This window comes from Comamonas sp. A23 (assembly GCF_004522605.1).
Taxonomy (GTDB): domain Bacteria; phylum Pseudomonadota; class Gammaproteobacteria; order Burkholderiales; family Burkholderiaceae_C; genus Comamonas; species Comamonas thiooxydans.
In genome coordinates this window covers 108,788-130,611 of sequence record NZ_RSDT01000012.1, presented here as the reverse complement: position 1 = coordinate 130,611, position 21,824 = coordinate 108,788, and the positions used below count along the sequence as shown (strand labels likewise).

General features: G+C 62.4%; 16 protein-coding genes and 3 tRNA genes. 10 read left to right on the top strand and 9 right to left on the bottom strand.

Annotated elements, in window-relative coordinates; genetic code table 11:
* Nucleotides 1-10: 10 nt before the first annotated feature.
* The 3 genes from rpoZ (at nt 11) to EIC84_RS22200 (ending at nt 4,029) form a co-directional block, all read left to right on the top strand.
* Nucleotides 11-214, top strand: coding sequence for a DNA-directed RNA polymerase subunit omega (gene rpoZ, locus EIC84_RS22210; protein WP_003052081.1), 204 nt, complete (start codon nt 11-13; stop codon nt 212-214).
* A 104-nt stretch (nt 215-318) separates the two neighbouring features.
* Entirely contained in the window at nt 319-2,574 is a 2,256-nt protein-coding gene (locus tag EIC84_RS22205; protein WP_003062694.1) for a bifunctional (p)ppGpp synthetase/guanosine-3',5'-bis(diphosphate) 3'-pyrophosphohydrolase, read from the top strand.
* 120 nt (nt 2,575-2,694) lie between these two features.
* On the top strand, nt 2,695-4,029 hold the full coding sequence (locus EIC84_RS22200) for a lytic murein transglycosylase (protein ID WP_003062695.1): 1,335 nt from the start codon (nt 2,695-2,697) through the stop codon (nt 4,027-4,029).
* A gap of 131 nt (nt 4,030-4,160) precedes the next feature.
* Here EIC84_RS22200 and greB read toward each other — a convergent pair whose 3' ends face one another.
* The 3 genes from greB to EIC84_RS22185 form a co-directional block, all read right to left on the bottom strand.
* On the bottom strand, nt 4,161-4,727 hold the full coding sequence (gene greB, locus EIC84_RS22195) for a transcription elongation factor GreB (RefSeq protein WP_003062696.1): 567 nt from the start codon (nt 4,725-4,727) through the stop codon (nt 4,161-4,163).
* A 101-nt stretch (nt 4,728-4,828) separates the two neighbouring features.
* Nucleotides 4,829-4,905 (bottom strand) — tRNA-Arg (locus EIC84_RS22190).
* A 139-nt stretch (nt 4,906-5,044) separates the two neighbouring features.
* Nucleotides 5,045-5,121, bottom strand: a tRNA-Arg gene (locus tag EIC84_RS22185).
* A 276-nt stretch (nt 5,122-5,397) separates the two neighbouring features.
* Here EIC84_RS22185 and EIC84_RS22180 point away from each other — a divergent pair.
* On the top strand, nt 5,398-6,921 hold the full coding sequence (locus tag EIC84_RS22180) for a PLP-dependent aminotransferase family protein (RefSeq protein ID WP_003062697.1): 1,524 nt from the start codon (nt 5,398-5,400) through the stop codon (nt 6,919-6,921).
* A 55-nt stretch (nt 6,922-6,976) separates the two neighbouring features.
* Here EIC84_RS22180 and EIC84_RS22175 read toward each other — a convergent pair whose 3' ends face one another.
* Together EIC84_RS22175 and EIC84_RS22170 are read right to left on the bottom strand one after the other, a co-directional pair.
* Nucleotides 6,977-8,413 (bottom strand): amino acid permease, encoded by a 1,437-nt coding sequence (locus EIC84_RS22175; protein WP_003062698.1) that lies wholly within the window; start codon nt 8,411-8,413, stop codon nt 6,977-6,979.
* 189 nt (nt 8,414-8,602) lie between these two features.
* Nucleotides 8,603-9,001 carry a nuclear transport factor 2 family protein gene (locus EIC84_RS22170; protein WP_003062699.1) on the bottom strand — a complete coding sequence of 133 codons (399 nt, stop codon included), beginning with the start codon at nt 8,999-9,001 and terminating at the stop codon, nt 8,603-8,605.
* Between the two features lie 753 nt (nt 9,002-9,754).
* Here EIC84_RS22170 and EIC84_RS22165 point away from each other — a divergent pair.
* The 4 genes from EIC84_RS22165 to EIC84_RS22150 all read left to right on the top strand — a co-directional run bounded on the left by EIC84_RS22165 (nt 9,755) and on the right by EIC84_RS22150 (nt 14,477).
* On the top strand, nt 9,755-11,176 hold the full coding sequence (locus tag EIC84_RS22165) for an FAD-binding oxidoreductase (RefSeq protein WP_003062700.1): 1,422 nt from the start codon (nt 9,755-9,757) through the stop codon (nt 11,174-11,176).
* A gap of 564 nt (nt 11,177-11,740) precedes the next feature.
* Nucleotides 11,741-12,748: a taurine ABC transporter substrate-binding protein gene (gene tauA / locus EIC84_RS22160; protein WP_003062701.1), complete on the top strand. Its 1,008-nt coding sequence runs from the start codon at nt 11,741-11,743 to the stop codon at nt 12,746-12,748.
* A gap of 66 nt (nt 12,749-12,814) precedes the next feature.
* Nucleotides 12,815-13,603, top strand: a complete 789-nt coding sequence (locus EIC84_RS22155; protein ID WP_003062702.1) for a taurine ABC transporter ATP-binding protein — start codon at nt 12,815-12,817, stop codon at nt 13,601-13,603.
* Nucleotides 13,596-14,477 carry an ABC transporter permease subunit gene (locus tag EIC84_RS22150; protein WP_003062703.1) on the top strand — a complete coding sequence of 294 codons (882 nt, stop codon included), beginning with the start codon at nt 13,596-13,598 and terminating at the stop codon, nt 14,475-14,477. Before EIC84_RS22155 ends, EIC84_RS22150 begins: the two co-directional genes overlap by 8 nt.
* 147 nt (nt 14,478-14,624) lie before the next feature.
* On the opposite strand, the gene EIC84_RS22145 is transcribed toward EIC84_RS22150, so the two are convergent.
* The 3 genes from EIC84_RS22145 to EIC84_RS22135 are packed head-to-tail and all read right to left on the bottom strand — an operon-like array spanning nt 14,625 to nt 18,122.
* The gene (locus tag EIC84_RS22145) at nt 14,625-16,325 is read right to left on the bottom strand and encodes a cobaltochelatase (protein WP_003062704.1); all 1,701 of its coding nucleotides are present in this window, start codon (nt 16,323-16,325) and stop codon (nt 14,625-14,627) included.
* Nucleotides 16,322-17,305, bottom strand: a complete 984-nt coding sequence (locus tag EIC84_RS22140; protein ID WP_003062705.1) for an AAA family ATPase — start codon at nt 17,303-17,305, stop codon at nt 16,322-16,324. The genes EIC84_RS22145 and EIC84_RS22140 overlap by 4 nt, the downstream gene beginning before the upstream one ends.
* Complete coding sequence (locus EIC84_RS22135) at nt 17,298-18,122, bottom strand: IclR family transcriptional regulator (RefSeq protein WP_003062706.1); 825 nt, start codon at nt 18,120-18,122, stop codon at nt 17,298-17,300. Before EIC84_RS22135 ends, EIC84_RS22140 begins: the two co-directional genes overlap by 8 nt.
* 134 nt (nt 18,123-18,256) lie before the next feature.
* Here EIC84_RS22135 and xsc point away from each other — a divergent pair, with 134 nt between their 5' ends.
* Together xsc and EIC84_RS22125 are read left to right on the top strand one after the other, a co-directional pair.
* Nucleotides 18,257-20,068, top strand: coding sequence for a sulfoacetaldehyde acetyltransferase (gene xsc, locus EIC84_RS22130; protein ID WP_003062707.1), 1,812 nt, complete (start codon nt 18,257-18,259; stop codon nt 20,066-20,068).
* A 226-nt stretch (nt 20,069-20,294) separates the two neighbouring features.
* Entirely contained in the window at nt 20,295-21,272 is a 978-nt protein-coding gene (locus EIC84_RS22125) for a bifunctional enoyl-CoA hydratase/phosphate acetyltransferase (RefSeq protein WP_003062708.1), read from the top strand.
* Between the two features lie 111 nt (nt 21,273-21,383).
* On the opposite strand, the gene EIC84_RS22120 is transcribed toward EIC84_RS22125, so the two are convergent.
* Nucleotides 21,384-21,460: transfer RNA gene (locus EIC84_RS22120), tRNA-Arg, on the bottom strand.
* Between the last annotated feature and the right edge of the window lie 364 nt (nt 21,461-21,824).

Below are 21,824 nucleotides of genomic sequence, written 5' to 3'. Positions count from 1 at the left end.
GGAGTTCCTGATGGCACGCATTACTGTTGAAGATAGCCTGGAGCAGATCCCCAACCGCTTCCAGCTCGTTTTGGCCGCGACTTATCGCGCCCGCATGCTCAATCAAGGCCATACCCCCAAGATTGAAACCAAGAATAAGGCCAGCGTCACAGCCCTGCGTGAAATCGCAGACGGCAAGGTAGGCCTGGAAATGCTGAAGAAGGTGCCGGGTTGAGCTGTTGCATCGCAGCACCAAAATAGACAATTAAGCACCGCTCGTCGGTGCTTTTTTGTGCCTAGCAGCTTGCACTCCATACTTGCAGGCTACATTTAAGGAATATGACAGCGGCCCAGAACTCGACGATTGCTCCTTCCTCTACGGCACCGGCCAAGCCTCAGCGCATGCCCGCTGATCAGGCTGCACGTGTGTCGGCTGCTGCTTTTGAGGGCTTGATGGAGCATCTCGGCTATCTGGATGCCGACAGCGCCGAGCGCGTACGCCAAGCGTATATCTACGCAGATCAAGCACATACCGATCAGTGGCGCAGCAGTGGAGACCCCTATATCACCCACCCCATCGCGGTCACGGGAATCTGCGCCAACTGGAAGCTCGATGCCCCCGCCCTGATGGCGGCCCTGCTGCATGACTCCATGGAGGATTGCGGCATCACCAAGCTGGATCTGAAGGAACGCTTTGGCGAGGATGTGGCCGAACTGGTGGACGGGCTGACCAAGCTGGACAAGCTGCAGTTCAATACCCGCGAGGAAAACCAGGCCGAGTCCTTTCGCAAGATGCTGCTGGCCATGGCGCGCGATGTGCGCGTCATCCTGATCAAGCTGGCCGACCGCACCCACAATATGCGCACCATGAGCGACATGCCGCGCAGCAAGTGGGGCCGCATCTCGTCCGAAACGCTGGAGATCTACGCCCCCATCGCCCACCGGCTGGGTCTGAACCAGACCTATCGCGAGCTGCAGGACCTGTCGTTCAAGCATCTGCACCCCTGGCGCTATGCCACGCTGGAAAAAGCCATCGGTCGCTCGCGTACACGCCGCCGTGACCTGGTCCATCGCGTGCAGGATGAAGTCAGCACCGCTTTTGCCACGCACAGCCTGTCGGTGCGCCTGCTGGGCCGCGAGAGCACGCTGTATTCGCTGTACCAGCGCATGCAGAAGAACCAGCTGAGCTTTGCCAAGGTCACCGACATCTACGGCTTTCGCATCATCGTCCCCAAGACGCTGGACTGCTACACCGCCCTGGGCGTGCTGCACCAGAAGTACAAGCCCATGCCGGGCCGCTTCAAGGACTACATCGCCATCGCCAAGAGCAATGGCTACCAGTCGCTGCACACCACGCTGGTCGGTCCCTCCAGCGTCAGCATCGAATTCCAGATTCGAACGGAAGAGATGAACATCGTGGCCGAGGCCGGCGTCGCGGCCCACTGGCTGTACAAGGCGCAGCAAGGTCATGACTCCGAGCATCTGTCCACCCAGTGGCTGCAATCCCTGCTCGACATCCAGAACGAGACCCGCGACGCGGCGGAGTTCTGGGATCACGTCAAGGTCGATCTCTTCCCCGATGCCGTGTACGTGTTCACGCCCAAGAGCGAGATCATGGCCATGCCGCGCGGTGCCACGGTGGTGGACTTTGCCTACGCCATCCACAGCAAGATCGGGCATCGCACCACGGCGGCCAAGATCAATGACGAGGAAGTGCCGCTGCGCACCGAACTCAAGAGCGGCGATGTGGTGCAGATCATCACCTCCGAAACCTCCACGCCCAACCCGGCCTGGCTGAGTTTTGTGAAAACCGGACGCGCGCGCTCCAAGATTCGCTCCTACCTCAAGAATGCGGCCCAGACCGAAGCCGGTCAGCTTGGAGAAACGCTGCTGGCCCAGGCTCTGCGTGCCGAAGGCATTGACAGCGTACCGGCGCAGGACGATGCCAACAAGAACGTCTGGGACGAAATCTTGCGCATCACGGGCAACCGCACGCCCGCAGACCTCATGGTCGATATCGGCATGGGCCGCCGCATCGCCTCGCTGGTGGCGGCGCGCATGACCGCCTTCATGACCAAGCAGGGGGTGCGCCCGGATGCCCTGCTCATCACGCAGGAGCGCTTCAATACGCACAACCGCCCCTTCCAGGGTGCGGTCACGCTCAACGGCGACGAGAGCAGCTCGGTCTATTACTCGCACTGCTGCCGCCCCGTGCCTGGCGACCCGATTCTGGGTTACCTGGGCGGTCAGGGCCTGGTCGTGCACCACGCCCATTGCAACAATGCCATCAAGCTGCGTGAAAAGGATGCCGACCGTTTCATCACCGTGGACTGGTCCGACGACATCACACGCCTGTTCGAGGCAGGCATCGTGGTCACGGTGCAAAACAACAAGGGCGTGCTGGCCCGTGTGGCGGCCGAGCTATCGAATGCCGAAGCCGATATCGTGCGCGTCGAGATGACCGATGAAGCCGCGATCGGCACCACCGACCTGCGCTTTGTCATCTCCGTGCAGAACAGCGTTCAGCTGGAGAATGCGCTGCGCAATCTGCGCCGCCTGCACTCGGTCATTCGTGCCAGCCGCGTCATGGCCTGACCTCTCACATGCTCCACAAGGCCGCCTCGGGCGGCCTTTTTCATGGGCGAAAGATTTTGTTGCATTCTGCGGGCGCTATCCCGCCATGCAACAGTCCCCAGGCCACGGCAGCAAGCGACAATGGCATTCATGCTCCAAACCGCACCTTCGCTTCTGAATGTCCGTCAGCCGCTGCTGATCACCGCCATCGCAGCAGCCCTGCTCGCAGGCTGCGCCACCCGGTCCGAGCCTCCAGCAGCGGCGGTGTCCGAACCGGCACCGCCTGCCAAAGCAGAGCAAGGCACTGAAGAAGCAGCGATGGAAAGTCCCATACAGGCCAGCAACTTCGCACACTGGAAGCAGGAATTTGCCCCACGCGCACGCGCAGCAGGCATTTCGGAGCGCACGCTGCGCAGCGCATTGGCCGGTGCCAGACTCCAGCCCAGCATCGTCAAGCTCGACCGCTCACAGCCCGAGTTCACGCGCACGCCCTGGCAGTATCTGGATAGCGCCGTCTCCGCACAACGCATCAGGACCGGCAAGCTCAAGATGCAGGAATACGCAGCCAGTCTGCAAGCGGCCAGCCAGCGATATGGCGTGCCGGCGCCCGTGATTGCAGCCATCTGGGGCATGGAGAGCAATTACGGCAGCAACTTCGGCAGCTTCTCGGCCGTGGATGCACTGGCCACTCTCGCCTTCGACGGCCGCCGCGCCGAATGGGCGCAGAAGGAGCTGATTGCCGCGCTGCGCATCATCGACAACGGTGACATCGACGCCGCCCATATGATCAGCTCGTGGGCCGGCGCCATGGGCAACACCCAGTTTCTGCCCTCGGTCTTCCTGCAATATGCAGTCGATGCCGATGGAGACGGCCGCCGCGACATCTGGGGCTCCATGGCCGATGTGGCCGCATCCACGGCCAACTATCTTGCAAGCTCGGGTTGGAACCCCGGCGAACCCTGGGGTGTGGAAGTGCGCCTGCCAGCCGATTTCGATTACGCGCGCACCGAGCTTTCCACACGCCAGAACAGCAATGCCTGGGCTGCAGAAGGCGTGCAAAGCATGAACGGCCAGGCTTTGCCTGCGATGGCAGGAGCCAGCATCATTGCACCGGCCGGTGCCCGTGGTCCGACCTTCATGGTGGGCAGCAACTTTCGAGCCATCCTGCGCTACAACAACTCCACCAACTATGCACTCGCCGTGGGCCTGCTCGCATCGCAGCTGGCAGGCAATGGCGGCGTCAGCGCCGAATGGCCGCGCGATCTCGGCGCACTGACGCGTGAGCAGACCCGGGCGCTGCAGACCGCCCTCACCCAGCGCGGCTTTGCCACCGGAGCGGCAGACGGCGTGATGGGTCCTGCCACCCGTGCCGGGCTTCGTCAGTACCAGCAGAGCCAGGGTCTGGCGGCAGACGGCTACCCCACGCTGGAGCTGCTGCAACGCCTGCAGGCTGGCAACCCATCTCAAAAACAATAGCTTTTAGCGCTTATTAATCAATGATTTCAATACTAAAACCATCTGAAATCATTGAACATCAAGCGAGTGAAGCTCACAAAATAAAAGCGCATCTTCCACACGGAAGCCGCGCTTTTTTGTTGCCCCTGAAATCAGGATCGAGTTGTGGGCTGCGGATAGCTGACGTCCAGAATCTCCAGCATGCGCACACCGGCCGGCGTGGGCAAGGCCACCTCGTCGCCCACGCGCGCCTTGAGCAGCGCACGCGAAACCGGGGCAATCCAGCTGACCTGGTTCTGCGCGCTGTCCGCCTCGTCAATGCCCATGATGGTGATGGTGCGCTCCACGCCCTCGTCATCGACATAGCTGACCGTGGCGCCAAAGAAGACCTGGTCGCTGCCCGCATGCACGCCAGGGTCGACCACCTCGGCAATCTCCAGTCTCTTGGTGAGAAAGCGGATGCGGCGGTCGATCTCGCGCAGACGCTTTTTGCCGTAGAGATAGTCGCCATTCTCCGAGCGGTCGCCGTTGCTGGCCGCCCAGTGCACGATCTCCACGATCTTGGGGCGCTCGTTGTCGATCAGATCCAGCAGCTCGTCCTTGATGCGCTGGTAGCCCTGGGGCGTGATGTAGTTCTTGCCGCCGGCGGGCAATGGCGGCAGAGCGCCGACGTCATCATCGTCGTCGCCGTCCGATTCTTTGGTGAAAGCCTTGCTCATGAAGCCGATCTTCACACAGATCCGGGCCTGATCAGAGCATGGCTCGTCAAAGCCCGGAAACGAAAAAGCCTCAGAACCTTGCAGTTCTGAGGCTTGTCGTTTGGTGCGGCTGGCAGGAATCGAACCCACGACCCCTTGGTTCGTAGCCAAGTACTCTATCCAGCTGAGCTACAGCCGCTAAGCCTCGAATTATATACAGTTTTTGAAGCTAATCGGTGAAAACCCGGATTTTTCTTCCAAATCCCTCCAGGCCCGTCGCAACAGGCAGAGCAGAAACGAAAAAGCCTCAGAACTTTTCAGTTCTGAGGCTTGTCGTTTGGTGCGGCTGGCAGGAATCGAACCCACGACCCCTTGGTTCGTAGCCAAGTACTCTATCCAGCTGAGCTACAGCCGCTAAGCCTCAAATTATATACAGTTTTTGGAGCCTACAGATAAGGTCTCCAGGAATTTCGGATCCCGCGCGCTGCTTCAGGCTTGCGACCACATGAAAAGCCTGATTCCAAGCACATGCATATGCGCTAATCTTGAGCGTCGAAACCGGTCCGCCAGCAAGCTGCTGGCGGCCTCTGCAATGCCGCGTTCATGGACCCCAAAGAGCCAGCCCCCGCGCGTCAGGGCAGCCGGTCGCTCCAGGCCGCCGCACGCTGCGGCAGTGCATTCAGAACCATCAATGACGACAGACAGACAACAGGCCTCGCCTTCGATTCCTCCATCCGTGGCCATGTGGGAGCAGCTGTTTCGCCGCAGCGCCAGGCCCTCTCTGAGCCTTCAGGGTCAGATTCGCGAAATGCTGGTCGATGCCATCCTCAGCGGCATTCTCGCGCCCGGCGACGCTATCCCCTCAAGCCGGGAACTGGCCAAGCTGCTGGGCGTGGGTCGCATCACCGTGGTCATGGCCTACCAGCAGCTGACCGAAGAGGCCTTCTTGCTGAGCCGCGAGAGAAAAGGCCATTTCATACACCCCGATGTGCTGCAGGGCCGCACGGCCGAGCGCACGCCGGGCAGCGGCAGGACCACGGACGCCGAGGCGCACACGGACTGGTCGCGCCGCCTGTGGCTGCGCCCCAGCCTGCAGCGCAGCATCGTGAAGGAAGACGACTGGCAGCGGTTCCCCTATCCGTTTCTCTACGGCCAGTTCGACAAGGAGCTGTTTCCCACGGCCGCCTGGCGCGAATGCTGCCTCAAGTCCCTGGGCGTGGTGGACATCCGCATGTGGGCGCCCGATCACATCACCCGCGACGACGACAGCCTCATCCAGCAGGTGCAGACCAAGATCCTGCCGCGCCGCGGCGTCTGGGCGTCACCCGACGAAATCATCATCACGGTCGGCGCCCAGCATGCGCTGTACATGGTGGCCGATTTGCTGATGCGCGAGGGCACCTCCATCGGCATCGAAAACCCCTGCTACCCCGATGCGCGCAATATCTTCAGCAGCCGCACCTCGCAGGTCATCCCGATTGGCGTGGATGGCGATGGACTGCCTATCGTCAATGCCATGCGCAAACTCGAGTACCTCTACGTCACGCCCAGCCATCAGTGCCCCACGGGCGTCACCATGCCGCTGGAGCGGCGCGAAGCCTTGCTGGAGGCCGCACAAAAGCACGATCTCATCATCATCGAGGACGACTACGAAAGCGAAAGCAGCTTCGACGAACAACCCATCCCGGCACTCAAAAGCCTGGACCGCAACAACCGCGTGATCTATATCGGCAGCCTCTCCAAGAGCCTGGCACCCGGCCTTCGCGTGGGCTATATCGTGGCTCCGCCCGAGCTGATCAAGGAGCTGCGTGCCCTGCGCCGCCTGATGATCCGCCATCCTTCCACCTTCATCCAGCGCACATTGGCCATGTTCATCTCGCTGGGCCACTACGAGGCCCAGCTGCGCCGCCTCGGCCAGGCCCAGAAAGAGCGTCATGCCGAGCTGACGGCAGCCATGGCTCGCTACCTGCCCCAATGCCGCATCACGCCGGTACGCGGCGGCGGCTCGTGCTGGGTGCAACTGCCCGACCATGTGCCCGCGCAGGCACTGGCACGCCAGGCCGCCGAGCATGGAGTGCTGATCGAGCCCGGCGATGTGTTCTTCACCTCCCCTCGCAACACGGGCAACTTCATACGCCTGGGCTATCAGTCCATTCCCGCGGGACAAATCGCCCAGGGCATCAAGGCCCTGGCAGAAGCCATGCACTGCATGTAGAGGCGCAAAACAAAAAGCCCCGGACTCAGGGTCCGGGGCTTTTTTGTCGGTCTCATCAATTCTTGCGCAGCTTGGGCGGAGCCAGCTCGTCGAGCAGCCCCTCGGGACTGATTCCGCGCCGCAACGCCATGCGCACGCGATAGGCAATCAGCAAGATGCACAGGCTGGCCACACCCAGAGCCAGCGGAGTGCGCTGTTCGGGAATGAAGCCCATGGCCACCACGATGGACAGCATGCCCGCAATCGCCAGCCAGGTCAGATAAGGAAAGCACCACATGCGCACCTTGAGCAGATGCGGAGCCTCGTTCTCCAATCGATAGCGCAGGCGCAGCTGGGAAATCGCAATCAGGATGTAGACGAAGATGGCCACGGTGCCATAGGAGTTCACGAGAAAGGCGAACACCTTGTCGGGAGACAGATAGGACATGACGATGGCACCGTAGCCGAACAAGGTGGCCACCAGAATCGCGTACACGGGCACGCCGTTGCGGCTGACCTGGGCCAGCACCTTGGGCGCATCGCCGCGTCGCGTCAGCGCAAACAGCATGCGCGAAGAGGCATAAAGCCCGGAGTTGAGCGCCGACAGCACGGCGGTCAGCACCACGGCATTCATGATCTGGGCAGCGGCCGGCACGCCCATGGCATCGAGAGCACTGACATAGGGCGTGGACATGCCGATGGAGTTCCATGGCACCAGGCATGCCACCAGCAACACCGATCCCACATAGAACACCAGCACGCGCAGGATGACCGAATTCGTGGCCTTGGCCACGGCCTTCTGGGGCTCAGCGGTTTCGGCGGCCGCAATCGTCACGATCTCAGCGCCGAAATAGAAGCCGGTCGCGGCCACGGCGCCCGTGAGCACCGGAACAATGCCGTTGGGCATGAAGCCGCCGTTCTGGCTCAGGTTGGCGACATGCATTCCGCTGCCTCCCGGTGTCAGGCCCAGCACATAGACACCGGCAATGAACAGAAACACCACGATGGCGGCCACCTTCACGGATGCCAGCCAGAACTCGCACTCGCCAAAGGATTTGACCGAGACCAGATTGGTCAGCGTCATCATGACCAGCAGGACCAGACTGATGCTCCAGGCCGGCACGTCGGGCAGCCAGTAGCGCACAAGCTCGGCGCCCGCCACCGCTTCGATGGCCACGACGATGACCCAGAAATACCAGTACATCCAGCCCGTCAGAAACCCCGCCAGCTGCCCCACGGCGGGCCGGTCGCGCCAGGCTTCGCGGGCGTACTCGTAAAACGAGCCGCCTGTCATGGAGCAGGCCATCTCGCCCAGCATGCGCATCACCAGCACCACCAGCAGGCCGGTGATCAGAAAAGAGATGACGGCTGCCGGCCCGGCCGACTTGATGACCACGCCGCTGCCGACGAACAGCCCGGCTCCGATGACGCCGCCCAGGGCAATCATGGTCATGTGCCGCTGTTTGAGGCTGTGCGACAGCCCGTCCGGCGACGAATGCGGATTTCCAATCATTTTTGTCTCCTGTCTTGCCGGCATGGGAATACCGGTCGCCACGGCTTTATGTATCGGGTCGTGCCTTGCCGCTCGTGCAGGCCGCTGCCGTGGTCGTTCAGTTATCTGCTTGAAAATTGTCGTGAGGAGCCCTGCGTGCAACGCCTCCCACCGTAAGGCAAGAAGGTGCGCACGCAGGCCCGCCGTGTGTCAGGAAAGCGCCACTGGAGGACGATCCTTGCGGTAGGCGTTCTTGACGGCGATCTTGCCGTCGCGGAAGGTGAACACATCGACCATGCGTGCCTCTACACGCAGGCCGTCGGCCTTGGTCCCCTTGAAGGTGCTTTCCGAAACACCGCGCGTGCCTTGCACAAAATGCTCTCCATCCACCCAGGCCGCATCGGGGAATGCCTGCCAGGCCAGCTGAAAGCCCTCACGCACGGCTTCACGACCCACGAAGCTGCGTCCCATCAGATCAGGGCCGGCAACGGCATGAAACTCGCACTCGTCGGCCATGAAGTCCATCAATGCGTCAATGTCATGGCGATTCCACGCGTCGGAGAAACGCGCCAGAAACTGGACATCGGGTTGGGATTCTTGCTTGCTCATATGCTCTCCAGATTGCTGTCATGTCATGGGGGGCGACCATTGCAAAGCGCCCCCTTTCTATCGAAAAATGTCTGAAATTCCGATGGCTCATGGTAGGTAGCACTGGCTCCATTTCGTAGGGCCAGTTGCCGGCAATCGTTAAGTCCAAGGCCTTGCCGCGCAAGACAGTGATCCCTCGCGAGATGACGGCGGCGCGCACCGAAAGATGCCTTGAGAAAGTCCGCTTCTCCTCTGAGCGCGACGCTCTGCCCCAGCTCTTGCGGATGCAGACCGAAGCCCGCCGGCAAATGCCTCTTCTGCCGCTTCATTTAGGTGAAAACGATAGGAGAACATCAACACGCTCAATGCGGTCATCGCTGCCACAGGCGCAGGGGCAGTTCACGGCCACGCCCGCTGTCTGCACAGGTGGCGGTGGACTCCAATGCATCCCCCTGAGGTTGCGGCTGACACAGCCTGTGTCATGCCGATCTGAAGCAGGCCGGCGCGCAGCCCCGCCCGGCGAGCGTGACTCGGTGGGGCGCCCGGTTTGCAGGAGACTCGCTGCCGCCCGTCTGCGGCAATCCCGAGATTCGGATGGCCAGGCTTGCGCGCTGGCTCCATCAAAACCTGTGCCGTGGCCCTAACCAGCTGCACAAGGGGCTGGCTATGCTGCTCTGGACATCGCAAGCAGTGCATCTGCATTGACTTTGCGTCCATCAATTCCATAGCAATAGAGCGCCGCTTCAAACGCAGCCACACCAGGAGACGACCGCCATGAAAGCCGAGGACATCCGCCCCAGCCATCTGAATCCATACGACCCGCAGTACGACCCCCTGGTGGCAAGAACCCCCGGACATGGCGCCGGCTACGCTCCGACCTACTGGGTAGGAACGGCAGGCCGCCCCCCCGAGGACGATGGTCCGGTCTGCGGCGACATGGAAGCCGATGTGGTCATCGTGGGCTCGGGCTTCACGGGCCTGTCCACTGCGCTGTTTCTGGCCCGCGAACACGGCATTCGCGCCGTGGTTCTCGAGGCCAACCAGAGCGCCTGGGGCTGCACCAGCCGCAACGGCGGCCAGGGCCAGAATGCCAGCGGCCGCCTCTATCGCTCGCAGTGGATAGAGCGCTGGGGCAAGGACACAGCCCTGAAGCTGGATGCGGAGATCCGCGAAGGATTCGACACGTTCAAGAAACTGGTTGCGGAGTTTCCAGAATGCGAGCCGCAACCGGGAGGGCATTTGTATATTGCCCACCGCGACAGAAAAATGGATTTTCTGCGCAACGAGACCCGCGTCATGCGCGAAGTCTTCGGCTACGACGCCCGCATACTCAGCGTCGATGCTGTGCGCCGCGACTATGTCGATGACGCCGACTGCCGTGGCGCGATGCATGAGCCCGACGGCATTGGCGTGCATCCGCTCAAGCTGGCATTCGGCTATCTGCGCAAGGCCCGCGAGCTGGGAGTGAAGGTGCATCCCGCCAGTCCCGTGCTGGGCATGGAGACACGCAACGGCGTGCATTACCTCCAGACACCGGGCGGCACGGTCAAGGCACGCGCCGTCGGCTTTGCCACCGGCGGCTATACCAGCAACGGCCTGCACTCCAGTCTGCGCTCCAAGATCATGCCGATTCTCTCGAACTCGCTGGTCACCAGACCCTTGACGGAAGAAGAGCTGGCCGCCACCAATTTCAAGACCACGCAAGTCATCACCGACACGCGCACGCTGCGCTTTTACTACCGCAAGCTGCCCGACAACCGCGTGCAGATCGGCAGCCGCAGCGCCGTCACCGGCGCCGATGCGCCCAATCCGGTCCATATGGCCAAGCTGGTCGAGGGCCTGCACCACAAGTTCCCGGCCCTCAAGGGAATCCAGGTGGACTACTCCTGGTGGGGCTGGGTCGATGTGAGCCACGACATGATGCCGCGCATCACCCAGCCCGATCCAAGGGAAAGCGTCTTCTATGCGGTCGGCTATGGTGGCAACGGCGTGTCGTTCTCTGCGCATGCAGGCCGGCGCATGGCCCAGCGCATCGCAGGCCAGAACCTCAAGGCCTTCGAGTTGCCAATCTACAACTCATCGCTCGAATATCCGAATGTGTTCAATATGGTGCGCTCGGAGGCATTTGCACCATTTCGCCGCATGGGGCAGCGCTTTCTCTACCACTGGTATCACATGAACGACGAGAAGAACTGACCCTGCCAGCAGCCGTTCGGGCTTCACGCAACGAAGAGCACCTTCCGCCAGGAAGGTGCTTTTTTCATGCTATCTACGGATGCGGTGCGGTGCACACCCCGGAGCCCCGGCCACAGGAAAAACCGCCTCTCTGGCACGCATATTGCGCAAGCATTCATGCCTCTCGGACAGCCCAATCCTCCCTCATCTGTCTGCGATCAGTGAAACCACCTAAGCCCATGCAGATGCCGCAAAAACGCCCTTCACCAGGACCGAGATATACCGCGCAAGCCGCGCCATGCAAGGCTTTGCAATGCACGGTCGCGGTGCATGCCGACCCATGCTGCGCGCCCCATCCCAGGCCGTGCGCGACTGGACCTAACGATTCACAGCAACTGGCCCTACTGGCTGCGCAAGGTTGCTCACTACGATCCGCTCAGAAAGCTCTTTGAGCCTCGCGATGCGGCTTTCTACCGGTTCAGCCAGAAGCGGGAATGGGAAAGCAAGTCAGCAAGAGTGAGCACAGCAAGGGTTCTCTGGTCTAAGTCTTCAACCGATATCGCTCTAACCATGGAGAAATTGGCAATGAAAATGCAAAAACGATGGATGCTGAAAGCGGGTGCCGCAACAGCAGCACTGGCCATGACCGGCTTCGCGCTGGCGCAGCAGAAAACCGTGACCTTCGCCAACCAGGACATGCTGGTGCCTCTGCGCCTGGTCATGGAGTCGGGCGAGGTGGAAAAGGAGACGGGCTACAAGATCAACTGGCGCATGTTCTCGGGCGGCGGCGACGTGATACGGGCGATGGCCTCGGGCGACGTGCAGATGGGAGAGGTGGGATCCAGCCCGCTGACCGCTGCCGCCAGCCAGGGGCAGGACATCAAGCTGCTCTGGATCTCCGCGGATATCGCCGGTGCCGAAGCCCTGGTGGCACGCGATGGCGGCGGCATCAGCAATTTCAAGAGCATGGAAGGCAAGCGCATAGGCGTGCCGTTCGTCTCCACCGCGCATTACCAGCTGGTCGCTGCCCTGGGCAAGGAAGGCGTCGACGCGCGCAAGGTCAACATCATGAACATGCGCCCGCCAGAGATTGCCGCGGCATGGGAACGCGGCGATATCGATGCCACCTTTGTCTGGGATCCGGTACTGGCCAAGGTCAAGCAAAAGGGCAAGGTGATTGCCACCTCCGGCTCCATTGCGCAGATGGGCTATCCCACCTTCGAGGGCATTGCCGTGAGCAGCAAGTTCGCCCAGGAAAATCCCCAGTTCATGGTGGCTTTCATCAAGGCCCTGAATCGGGCCAGCGCCCAGGTGCGCGACAACCTGGCCAGGTGGACTCCCGATTCGCCCGAGATCAAGGCGATTGCCAAATGGAGCAAGGCCGACCCCAAGGACGTGCCCGCAGCCATGGCGCTTTACCGCTTCCCCAGTGCTGAAGAGCAGCTCGGCGTGCAGTGGCTGGAAGGCGGTGCGGCCAAGGCAATGACCAATACCGCAACGTTTCTGAAGTCGCAGGGACGAATCCAGGAGGTCAGGCCCGACTACGCCGCGTACGTGACCAGCAGCTATGTCAAGCAGGCTCTCGGCCGCTGACTGCCCGCCCACGACGGCCAACCCCGTCGTGGCTCCCAGCTTTGTTTCACATAGGAGGGCAATGTCATGCCGACTCTGGATATACGCGACCTGACCGTCAATTACGAGGTCAAGGGCGGACACTTGCAAGCCCTGGCACCCGTCAACCTGACCATGCATGAAGGCGACTTCGTGGTCGCTCTGGGGGCATCGGGCTGCGGCAAGACCACGCTGCTCAATTGCATGGCAGGCTTTCTGGCGCCTTCCAGCGGCCAGATCCTGCTGGACGGAAAACCCATTCAGGGCCCCGGAGCCAACCAAGGGGTGGTGTTTCAAAAGCATGCGCTGATGCCATGGCTCAATGTGATCGACAACGTCGCACTGGGACTGCGCATGCGCGGCATGGATCTGAAGCAGCGCACGCAAATCGCCGAAGAGAAACTGGGCCTCGTGGGCTTGCAGAACTACGCCAGGCGTGCCGTCTATGAACTGTCTGGCGGCATGCAGCAACGTGTCGGCATTGCCCGTGCGCTGGCCAACGATCCAGCCCTGCTGCTGATGGATGAACCCATGGGCGCCCTGGACGCCTTCACGCGCGAGCAGGTCCAGGAAATCCTGCTGCGTGTCTGGCATGCCACCCACAAGATGGTGTTCTTCATCACCCATTCGGTGGAAGAGGCGCTGTTTCTCGCCAGCCGGCTGATCGTCATGAGCCCCAGCCCGGGCCGCATCTCCCATGTCTACGACGATATGCCGTTCTGCCATGAGTTTCTGCGCACCGGCGATGCGCGTGCCGTCAAGTCGCGCCCCGACTTCATCAGGATGCGCGAGGAAGTTCTAAGTCTGATTCACCACCGGGAGCCTGCCAATGTCTGAAGCAGTCCAAATCAACCATCTGCCCGCCACGACAGCGCGCGTGCAGCCCAAGACCACTGCCCCGCAGGCGTCGGGACCGGTGAAGACCAGTCGCTTCAAGACCCCCGGCGAAGGCTCCAGCCTCGGCATCAGCATCGTCACCGTGGCCTTGCTGCTGGCACTGTGGTTTGCCGCCACCAATCTCGGCTGGATCAAGCCCTTGTTCCTGCCCAGCCCGCAAGCGGTGTTCCAGCAGTTCTATGAATACCTGACCGGGCAAGCCAACGACAAACCGCTGTGGCAGCATTTCTCGGCAAGTCTGCTGCGCGTGACCGTGGCGTTCTGGCTGGCCTTCATGATTGCCGTTCCGCTGGGCATTGCGATGGGAATGTCACGCTTTGCACGCGGCATCTTCGACCCCCCCATCGAGTTCTACCGCCCCCTGCCGCCGCTGGCCTATCTGCCGCTGATCATCATCTGGTTCGGTATCGATGAAACGCCGAAGATTCTGCTGATCTTCCTGAGCTGCTTTGCACCCCTGGCCCTGGCGGCCCGCTCGGGCATGCGCAGCGCAGCACAGGAGCAGATCAATGCCGCCTATTCGATGGGAGCGAGCTACTTCCAGGTGATCCGCCATGTGATCTTGCCGGCGGCCCTGCCCGACATTCTGGTGGGCATGCGCATTGCCATCGGCTTTGGCTGGACGACTCTGGTTGCCGCCGAAATGGTGGCGGCGAACGTGGGTCTGGGTCAGATGGTGCTCAACGCCTCGAACTTCCTGCGCACGGACATCGTGATCATGGGCATCATCGTCATCGGTGTGATCGCCTATGTGTTCGACCTGTTCATGCGCTGGGTCGAAAAGCGCCTGGTTCCCTGGAAGGGACGCATGTAAGTGCTGCCGACTCCCCGGCGGGGATGGCTCCGGCAAGCAGAAAGCGGGCAGGTATTGCGCCTTCCCGCTTTTCCGTTTTCCGTTGTTTCGGCTTGTCGCCTGAGCTTGCTCGGCCTTGTGCGATACCTGTCGCACGCGCCACCCCGGTCATCGTCGGCACAGCATCTCGGCCACCGAAAACAGCAAGGCCTCGTCGATATCGTGCTGCAGATCGACGGCAAGCCTTTGACGATAGAAGACCCCCAGATCCAACCCTACGCCCAAGGCGCAGACCTTCACGCCGCCCATGCGCTCCTGGGCGGCAAGAACCTGCCGCAGATGCTGATCCAGATAATGCTCGTCATTGGCCTGATGGGTCGCCGTGTCCATGGGACAGCCATCGGAGACCACGAGCAGGATGCGGCGCTGCGCGGTCTTTGCACGCAGCCTCTGGCACGCCCATTCCACGGCCTCGCCATCGATGCCTTCACGAAAGATGTCGGGCTTGCGCAGCGCCGCAATGCCATGCCGGGCGTGGCGCCAGGGCTTGGCCCCGTCCTTGAAGACAATGTGCAGGCGCTCGTTCAGACGCCCCGGAAACTGCGGCTGGCCGGCGCGCTGCCAGCGGCGGCGCGTTCTGCCGCCATTCCAGGCCTGCGTGGAAAAACCCAGTAACTCCACGCTCGCACCGGCCATCTCCAGCGCCCGCCCCAGCACGTCGAGCAACAGCGACAGGGGCCTGGCAAAGGTCTTCATGGAGCCCGAACAGTCCATGAGAATGGTGACTGCGGTCTCGTTGACGGGGCGCTGCATTTCGTCCTTGAAGATCGCACGCTGCTGCGGGTCCGTCACCAGCTGGGACAAACGGCTGCCGTCCAGATGGCCTTCCTCCAGCCCGAAGTTCCAGCCATTGCGCTGCGTGCTGGCCAGGCGCTGCTGCAGATAGCGCGCCAGCCGCCCGGTCTGCTGCAATCCCGAGCGCGCCAGCTCCTCATCCATCTGCTCCCGGAACTGGGCCAGCTGCAACGCACGGATCAGCTCGGCGGCCTGCACCTCCCTATCGAACTCGCGCGTGAAAACCCGGTAGCTTTGTGCAGTGCCGGCCCAGGCCCGGCTGTCGCCGCTTTGCGCCACGGGCATGCCGTCCTGACTCTGGGATTCAAAGTGCAGAGGCAGGGCAAAACTGCTGCGCCGCCTGGGGCCGCCGGCACCGCGCGGCGCATCGTCCTGCGCCGCACGCACCGCCATGCCGACCCAGCGGCTGACGGCCAGGGCTGGCTCGACAAACTGCTGCTGTCGGTCTCTGAAGCGCCGCAGCCGATCCCAGTGCCGGCCCAGCGGGGAAGCCATGGACATCCGCGTGGACTCCACCAGATCGGCCATGCGCTCCGGTATCTCATGCCCGGTCAGCCGGATCCAGGCCGTGATGGCCACCGCAAACAGCAAGATGCCCAGACTGCTTTCCGTCAGGCCGGAATCCACGAATGCCTGGCACCAGTTCACAAAGCGCTGGCGCATGTTCTCGCGCGCTCCGGGCCAGGCCTCGGGCACCAGACTCTCCACGCGCAACTGCTCGAGCTGCTCGAACACCATGCGCTCCACCGGGTCCTGGGGCAGATGCGCCTGAAACAGGGCCTGATCGCTCCACTGCAGACGCAGACCCATGCTGTCGAGCAGGCCGCGCTGATCCGTCGGCTGCACCGGCACCTGGCTATGGTGGGCCGCCGCCTGGGGTATGGGCGTGGTGCCTCGGTACAGCGTCTGGCCGCTCCATTGCAGGCTGGCGTCGCCGGTGATCGCGCGCAGCATGGCGCCGCCCCAGGCCTCCATGCGAGACAGCGAGGCAGGGCTGGCGGTCCCGGCGCTCATGCCAGCAGCGCCAGCGCTGGTTCTTCGGGCTGCGTCAGTTCCTGGGCAAAGCAGCGCTGGAAATACTCGCGCACGATGTCGCGCTCGGCAGGCTCGCATTTGTTGAGAAAAGACAGCTCGAAGGCCAGCTTCAGGTCATGGAAGATGGAAACGTTTTCAGCCCAGGTGATCACCGTACGCGGAGACATCAGCAAGGACAGATCGCCCACGGCAAAGCCCTTGCGGGTCAGCCCGGCCAGCGCCACCATGGCGTCCACCTTGCGGCGCCCGTCGGCCGTGAACAGCTCCGGCACACGCGCCAGCACGATGGCCGCTTCCTCCTCCGGGGGTAGATAGTTCAGGCTGGTGACCAGATTCCAGCGATCGAGCTGGGCATGGTTGAGCTGCTGCGTGCCGTGATAGAGCCCGTTGAGATTGCCCTGTCCCAGGGTGTTCATGGTGGCAAACAACCGAAAGCAGGGATGCGGCTGGATCACGCGCTTTTGATCGAGCAAGGTAAAGCTGCCCTCACGCTCCAGAACCCGCTGGATGACGAACATCACATCGGGGCGTCCGGCGTCGTACTCGTCAAACACCATGGCCACGGGCCGCTGCAGCGCCCAGGGCAGAATGCCTTCCTGGAACTGGGTCACCTGCTTGCCTTCCTGCAGCACGATGCTGTCCTTGCCCACCAGATCCAGGCGGCTGATATGACCGTCCAGATTCACGCGCACGCAGGGCCAGTTCAACCTGGCGGCCACCTGCTCTATATGCGTGGATTTGCCCGTGCCGTGCAGGCCCTGAATGACGACGCGCCGGTTGTGCGAGAAGCCAGCCAAAATGGCTTGCGTCACCTGCGGATTCAGGCGGTAGGCCTTGTCAATGGCGGGAACATGTTCGCCCGGCTCGGCAAAAGCCGGCACGGTCATGTCCGTGTCGATGCCAAATACATCGCGCACGCTGACGGTGCGGGTGGGCTGCAGCTGGCTCAGGTCAGTCATCATCGGTTTCCGGTGGAACGTCATCGTTAATGCGGGCGATCGCCGCGACGGCCGCCTGCAGCTTGGGAAGAAAGGACAAGGCCTTCTCCTTGGAAAAACGCATGATGGGAGCCTGCACGGCAAGCCCCATATTGGAGTTGCCATGGGGTGCGGGCACCAGCACGCCAAGGCACAGCAGCCCGGGCAGAAATTCCTCGTTATCGAAGGCATAGCCCTGGGCGCGCACCTGATCGAGCTCCTGGTCCAGCGCCTCGAAGGTCGTCAACGTGTTGCCGGTGAACGCTTCCAGCGGCACATTGGCCAGCAGCCGGCGGCGCTGAGCAGGCGACATCTGGCTCAGGAACAGCTTGCCCGTGGCCGAACAGTGCGCGGGCACGCGCGAGCCCGGATGCAGATAAAAGCGCAGCGGCGCCGGCGTCTCCACGCGGTCCAGATACAGCACCTCGCTACCTGAAAAAGCCGTGATGTTGCAGCTCTCGCCGAGCTCGCGCACCAGTTGGGTCAGCACCGCATGCCGCGCGCCATGCGTGGTGTTGTTGAGCAACACGTTCTCCGCCAGCCGCATCAGCCGCTGGCCCGTGCCGTAGTGGCGGCCGTTGCCATCTCTTTGCAGGATTCCGGCGCCCTCCAGCTGCGCAAGCATGCGGTGCATGGTCGGCTTGGGCAAGCCTGTCTCTTCCACCATGGTTTGCAAGGTGAAGGGCTGGCTTTTCTGCGCCACGGCCTCCAGCAGCGCGAACAAACGCAGATTGGGCGTGTCTCCGTCCAGGCGAGCCGAGGGGGTGTCTTCGCTGTGCTTCATATCGTTGTCGATCATATTAATTTCCATTTTTCGAGTCAATTTATTCCATAAAAAGAAATTTATTTGCACGAAAACAAAAAAATGCCATAGACTGACATCGTTATTTCTTTTTTCGGAACCATAGGTTTCAAATTTTCAAGGAGACAGAGATGGCTGCAACGGACAATCGTAAAGTGGTTGAAGGCGTTCACAAGATGACCCCTTCGGAAGCATTCGTGGAAACCTGCGTCGCCAATGGCGTCAGCGAGATGTTCGGCATCATGGGTTCCGCCTTCATGGATGCCATGGACATCTTCGCCCCCGCAGGCATTCGCCTGATCCCGGTGGTGCATGAGCAAGGTGCGGCCCACATGGCCGACGGCTATGCCCGCGTCTCGGGTCGCCACGGCGTGGTGATCGGCCAGAACGGCCCCGGCATCAGCAACTGCGTGACCGGGATTGCCGCAGCCTACTGGGCGCACAGCCCGGTGGTGATCGTGACCCCCGAGACCGGCACCATGGGCATGGGCCTGGGCGGCTTCCAGGAAGCCAATCAGCTTCCCATGTTCCAGGAGTTCACCAAGTACCAGGGCCATGTCTGCAACCCCAAGCGCATGGCCGAGTTCACGGGCCGCGTCTTCGACCGCGCCATGTCCGAGATGGGCCCGACCCAGCTCAATATTCCGCGTGACTACTTCTACGGCGAGATCGAGTGCGAGATCCCCAAGCCCATGCGCGTGGACCGCGGCCATGGCGGCGAAGCCAGCCTGCAGGCCGCCGTGGAGCTGCTCAAGACTGCCAAGTTCCCGGTGATCCTGGCCGGCGGTGGCGTGGTCATGGGCGATGCCGTGGAGGAAGCGAAGCAACTGGCCGAGCGCCTGGGCGCACCCGTGGCCACAGGCTATCTGCGCAACGACGCCTTCCCTGCCAAGCACCCGCTGTGGGCCGGCCCTCTGGGCTACCAGGGCTCCAAGGCCGCCATGAAGCTGATCGCCCAGGCCGACGTGGTGATTGCGCTGGGCTCGCGCATGGGTCCCTTCGGCACCCTGCCCCAGCATGGCATGGACTACTGGCCCAAGACCGCCAAGATCATCCAGATCGAGGCCGACCACACCAATCTGGGCCTGGTCAAGAAGATCGCCGTGGGTATCAACGGCGATGCCAAGGCCGTGGCGGCCGAACTGAGCAGGCGCCTGGCCGATGTGACACTGGGCTGCGATGCCACCAAGGCAGCGCGCGCCGACACCATCGCCACGGAAAAAGCCGCCTGGGAGAAGGAGCTCGACGGCTGGACCCATGAGCGCGACCCCTACAGCCTGGACATGATCGAAGAGGCCAAGGGCGAACGCACGCCGACCGGCGGCAGCTATCTGCATCCCCGCCAGGTGCTGCGCGAACTCGAAAAAGCCATGCCGGCGCGCGTCATGGTGTCCACCGACATCGGCAATATCAACTCGGTGGCCAACAGCTATCTGCGCTTCGACGAACCGCGCAGCTTCTTCGCTCCCATGAGCTTCGGCAACTGCGGCTATGCCCTGCCCACCATCATCGGCGCCAAGTGCGCAGCACCCGATCGCCCGGCCATTGCCTACGCCGGTGACGGCGCCTGGGGCATGAGCATGATGGAAATCATGACCGCCGTGCGCCACGACATTCCCGTGACCGCCGTGGTGTTCCACAACCGCCAGTGGGGTGCGGAAAAGAAGAACCAGGTGGACTTCTACAACCGCCGCTTCGTGGCCGGCGAGCTGGAGAGCGAAAGCTTTTCCGACATCGCCAAGGCCATGGGCGCCGAAGGCATCGTGGTGGATCACATCGAGGACGTGGGCCCGGCACTGCAAAAAGCCATCGACATGCAGATGAAGGAAGGCAAGACCTGCGTGATCGAGATCATGTGCACCCGCGAGCTCGGCGATCCCTTCCGCCGCGACGCCTTGTCCAAGCCCGTGCGCATGCTGGACAAGTACAAGGACTTTGTCTGACGCCGTCTGACACCCCCTGAGGCGCTGCGCGCCTTCCCGTTGCATGGCGCGCCCCCTCGGCACCCTCGGTGCGGGGCGGCGCGGCCGGCCAGGCCCTTCCTCGGTGTCCCTGGGTTGGGCCGCGCCAGCTCCATGCGCCTTGGGTAAAGCGCAAGGCCCTCGAAAGCCGACTCCCAGACCCCCTGCGTTGCTCGCGCCGGGCCCTGTACTTCCCGCAGGAGCATTCATGACTCCCCCACTCTCTCTTGCCGTGGCCGCCGACGATGCGCCCGCCACGCCTCGCCCTCATCTGCAACATCTGCAGGAGCTCGCCCGCGCCAAAGGTCCGGTCGCCGTGGCCGTGGCCTACCCCTGCGATAGCGGCTCTGTGCAGGCGGCCCTGCAAGCGGCGGAGGCAGGCCTGATCAGGCCACTGCTGGTAGGTCCACAGCAGCGTATCGAAGCCGCGGCTCGCTCTGCGGGTCTCGATCTGTCTGCCGCCGAGATCCACTCCACGGCGGACGACCCCCGCATCGCGGCGGCCCAGGCCGCAGCCCTGTGCCGCGATGGCCAGGCCCGGTCCCTGATGAAGGGCAGCCTGCACAGCGACGATCTGCTGGGCGCGGCCGTGGCGCGCGAAGCCGGTCTGCGCGGCAGCCGCCGGGCAAGCCACGTCTTCATCATGGACATCCCGGGCTACGACCGCCCGCTGCTGATGACCGACTGCGTGGTCAACATCTTCCCCAGCCTGATGGAAAAGCGCGACATCGCCCAGAACGCGGTCGATCTGGCCCATGCCATCGGCATAGTCCAGCCACGCGTGGCCCTGCTGTCGGCAGTGGAGACCGTCAACCCGGCCATTCCCGGCACCATCGATGCGGCAGCCCTGTGCAAGATGGCCGACCGCGGCCAGATTACGGGCGGCATCTTTGACGGCCCGCTCGCTTACGACAACGCCATCTCCCTGCACTCGGCGCACAACAAGGGCATAGTCTCCGATGTCGCCGGTCGCCCCGATATCTTGCTGGCCCCCAACCTGGAAGCCGGCAACATGATCTACAAGCAGCTGGTCTATATGGCCGATGCCGAATGCGCGGGCCTGGTTCTGGGCATGCGCGTGCCCATCGTGCTGACCAGCCGCTCAGACTCCGTGGCAAGCCGCATCGCTTCCTGCGCCCTGGCCGTGCTGGCCAGCGCAGGAATGCAGGCACAGAGCAAGACCTGATCAAGGCCCGGCCGGACACTGCGCTCGCCGGGCCTTTCTTCAATCGCCTATATCGGGCAGACGCCAGAAACGAAAAAGCCTCAGAGTATTTCTACTCTGAGGCTTAACGTTTGGTGCGGCTGGCAGGAATCGAACCCACGACCCCTTGGTTCGTAGCCAAGTACTCTATCCAGCTGAGCTACAGCCGCATTGGCGGAGAGGGTGGGATTCGGTACCCTCTCGATTCCGATATTGTATATCAAAACCTTAGGGCTCAAATGAAATGCTTGTGTGTAGAAGCTCTGTGTAGAAAATTTTCCGCATCTTCGTGCCTTCGTCAGTGCGCAAGTAACCAACCAAACATGTGTCTTTGATGGCGGACTCAAGGCAGTTGTCATCCATCATGAGATGTGCACAACGACCTTTGAGCGACAGGGGCCGGATGCTGGTAAGGAGCAAGGACGCCGAGGATCGGTGGACGCTACGTGCAGGCCCCCTAGGGCATGCAGAGCACCGGAACGGCTGCGTAGGGCCGGCGCCCGTAGCAGCGTCCTGCCCCCCAGGGCGGGACGT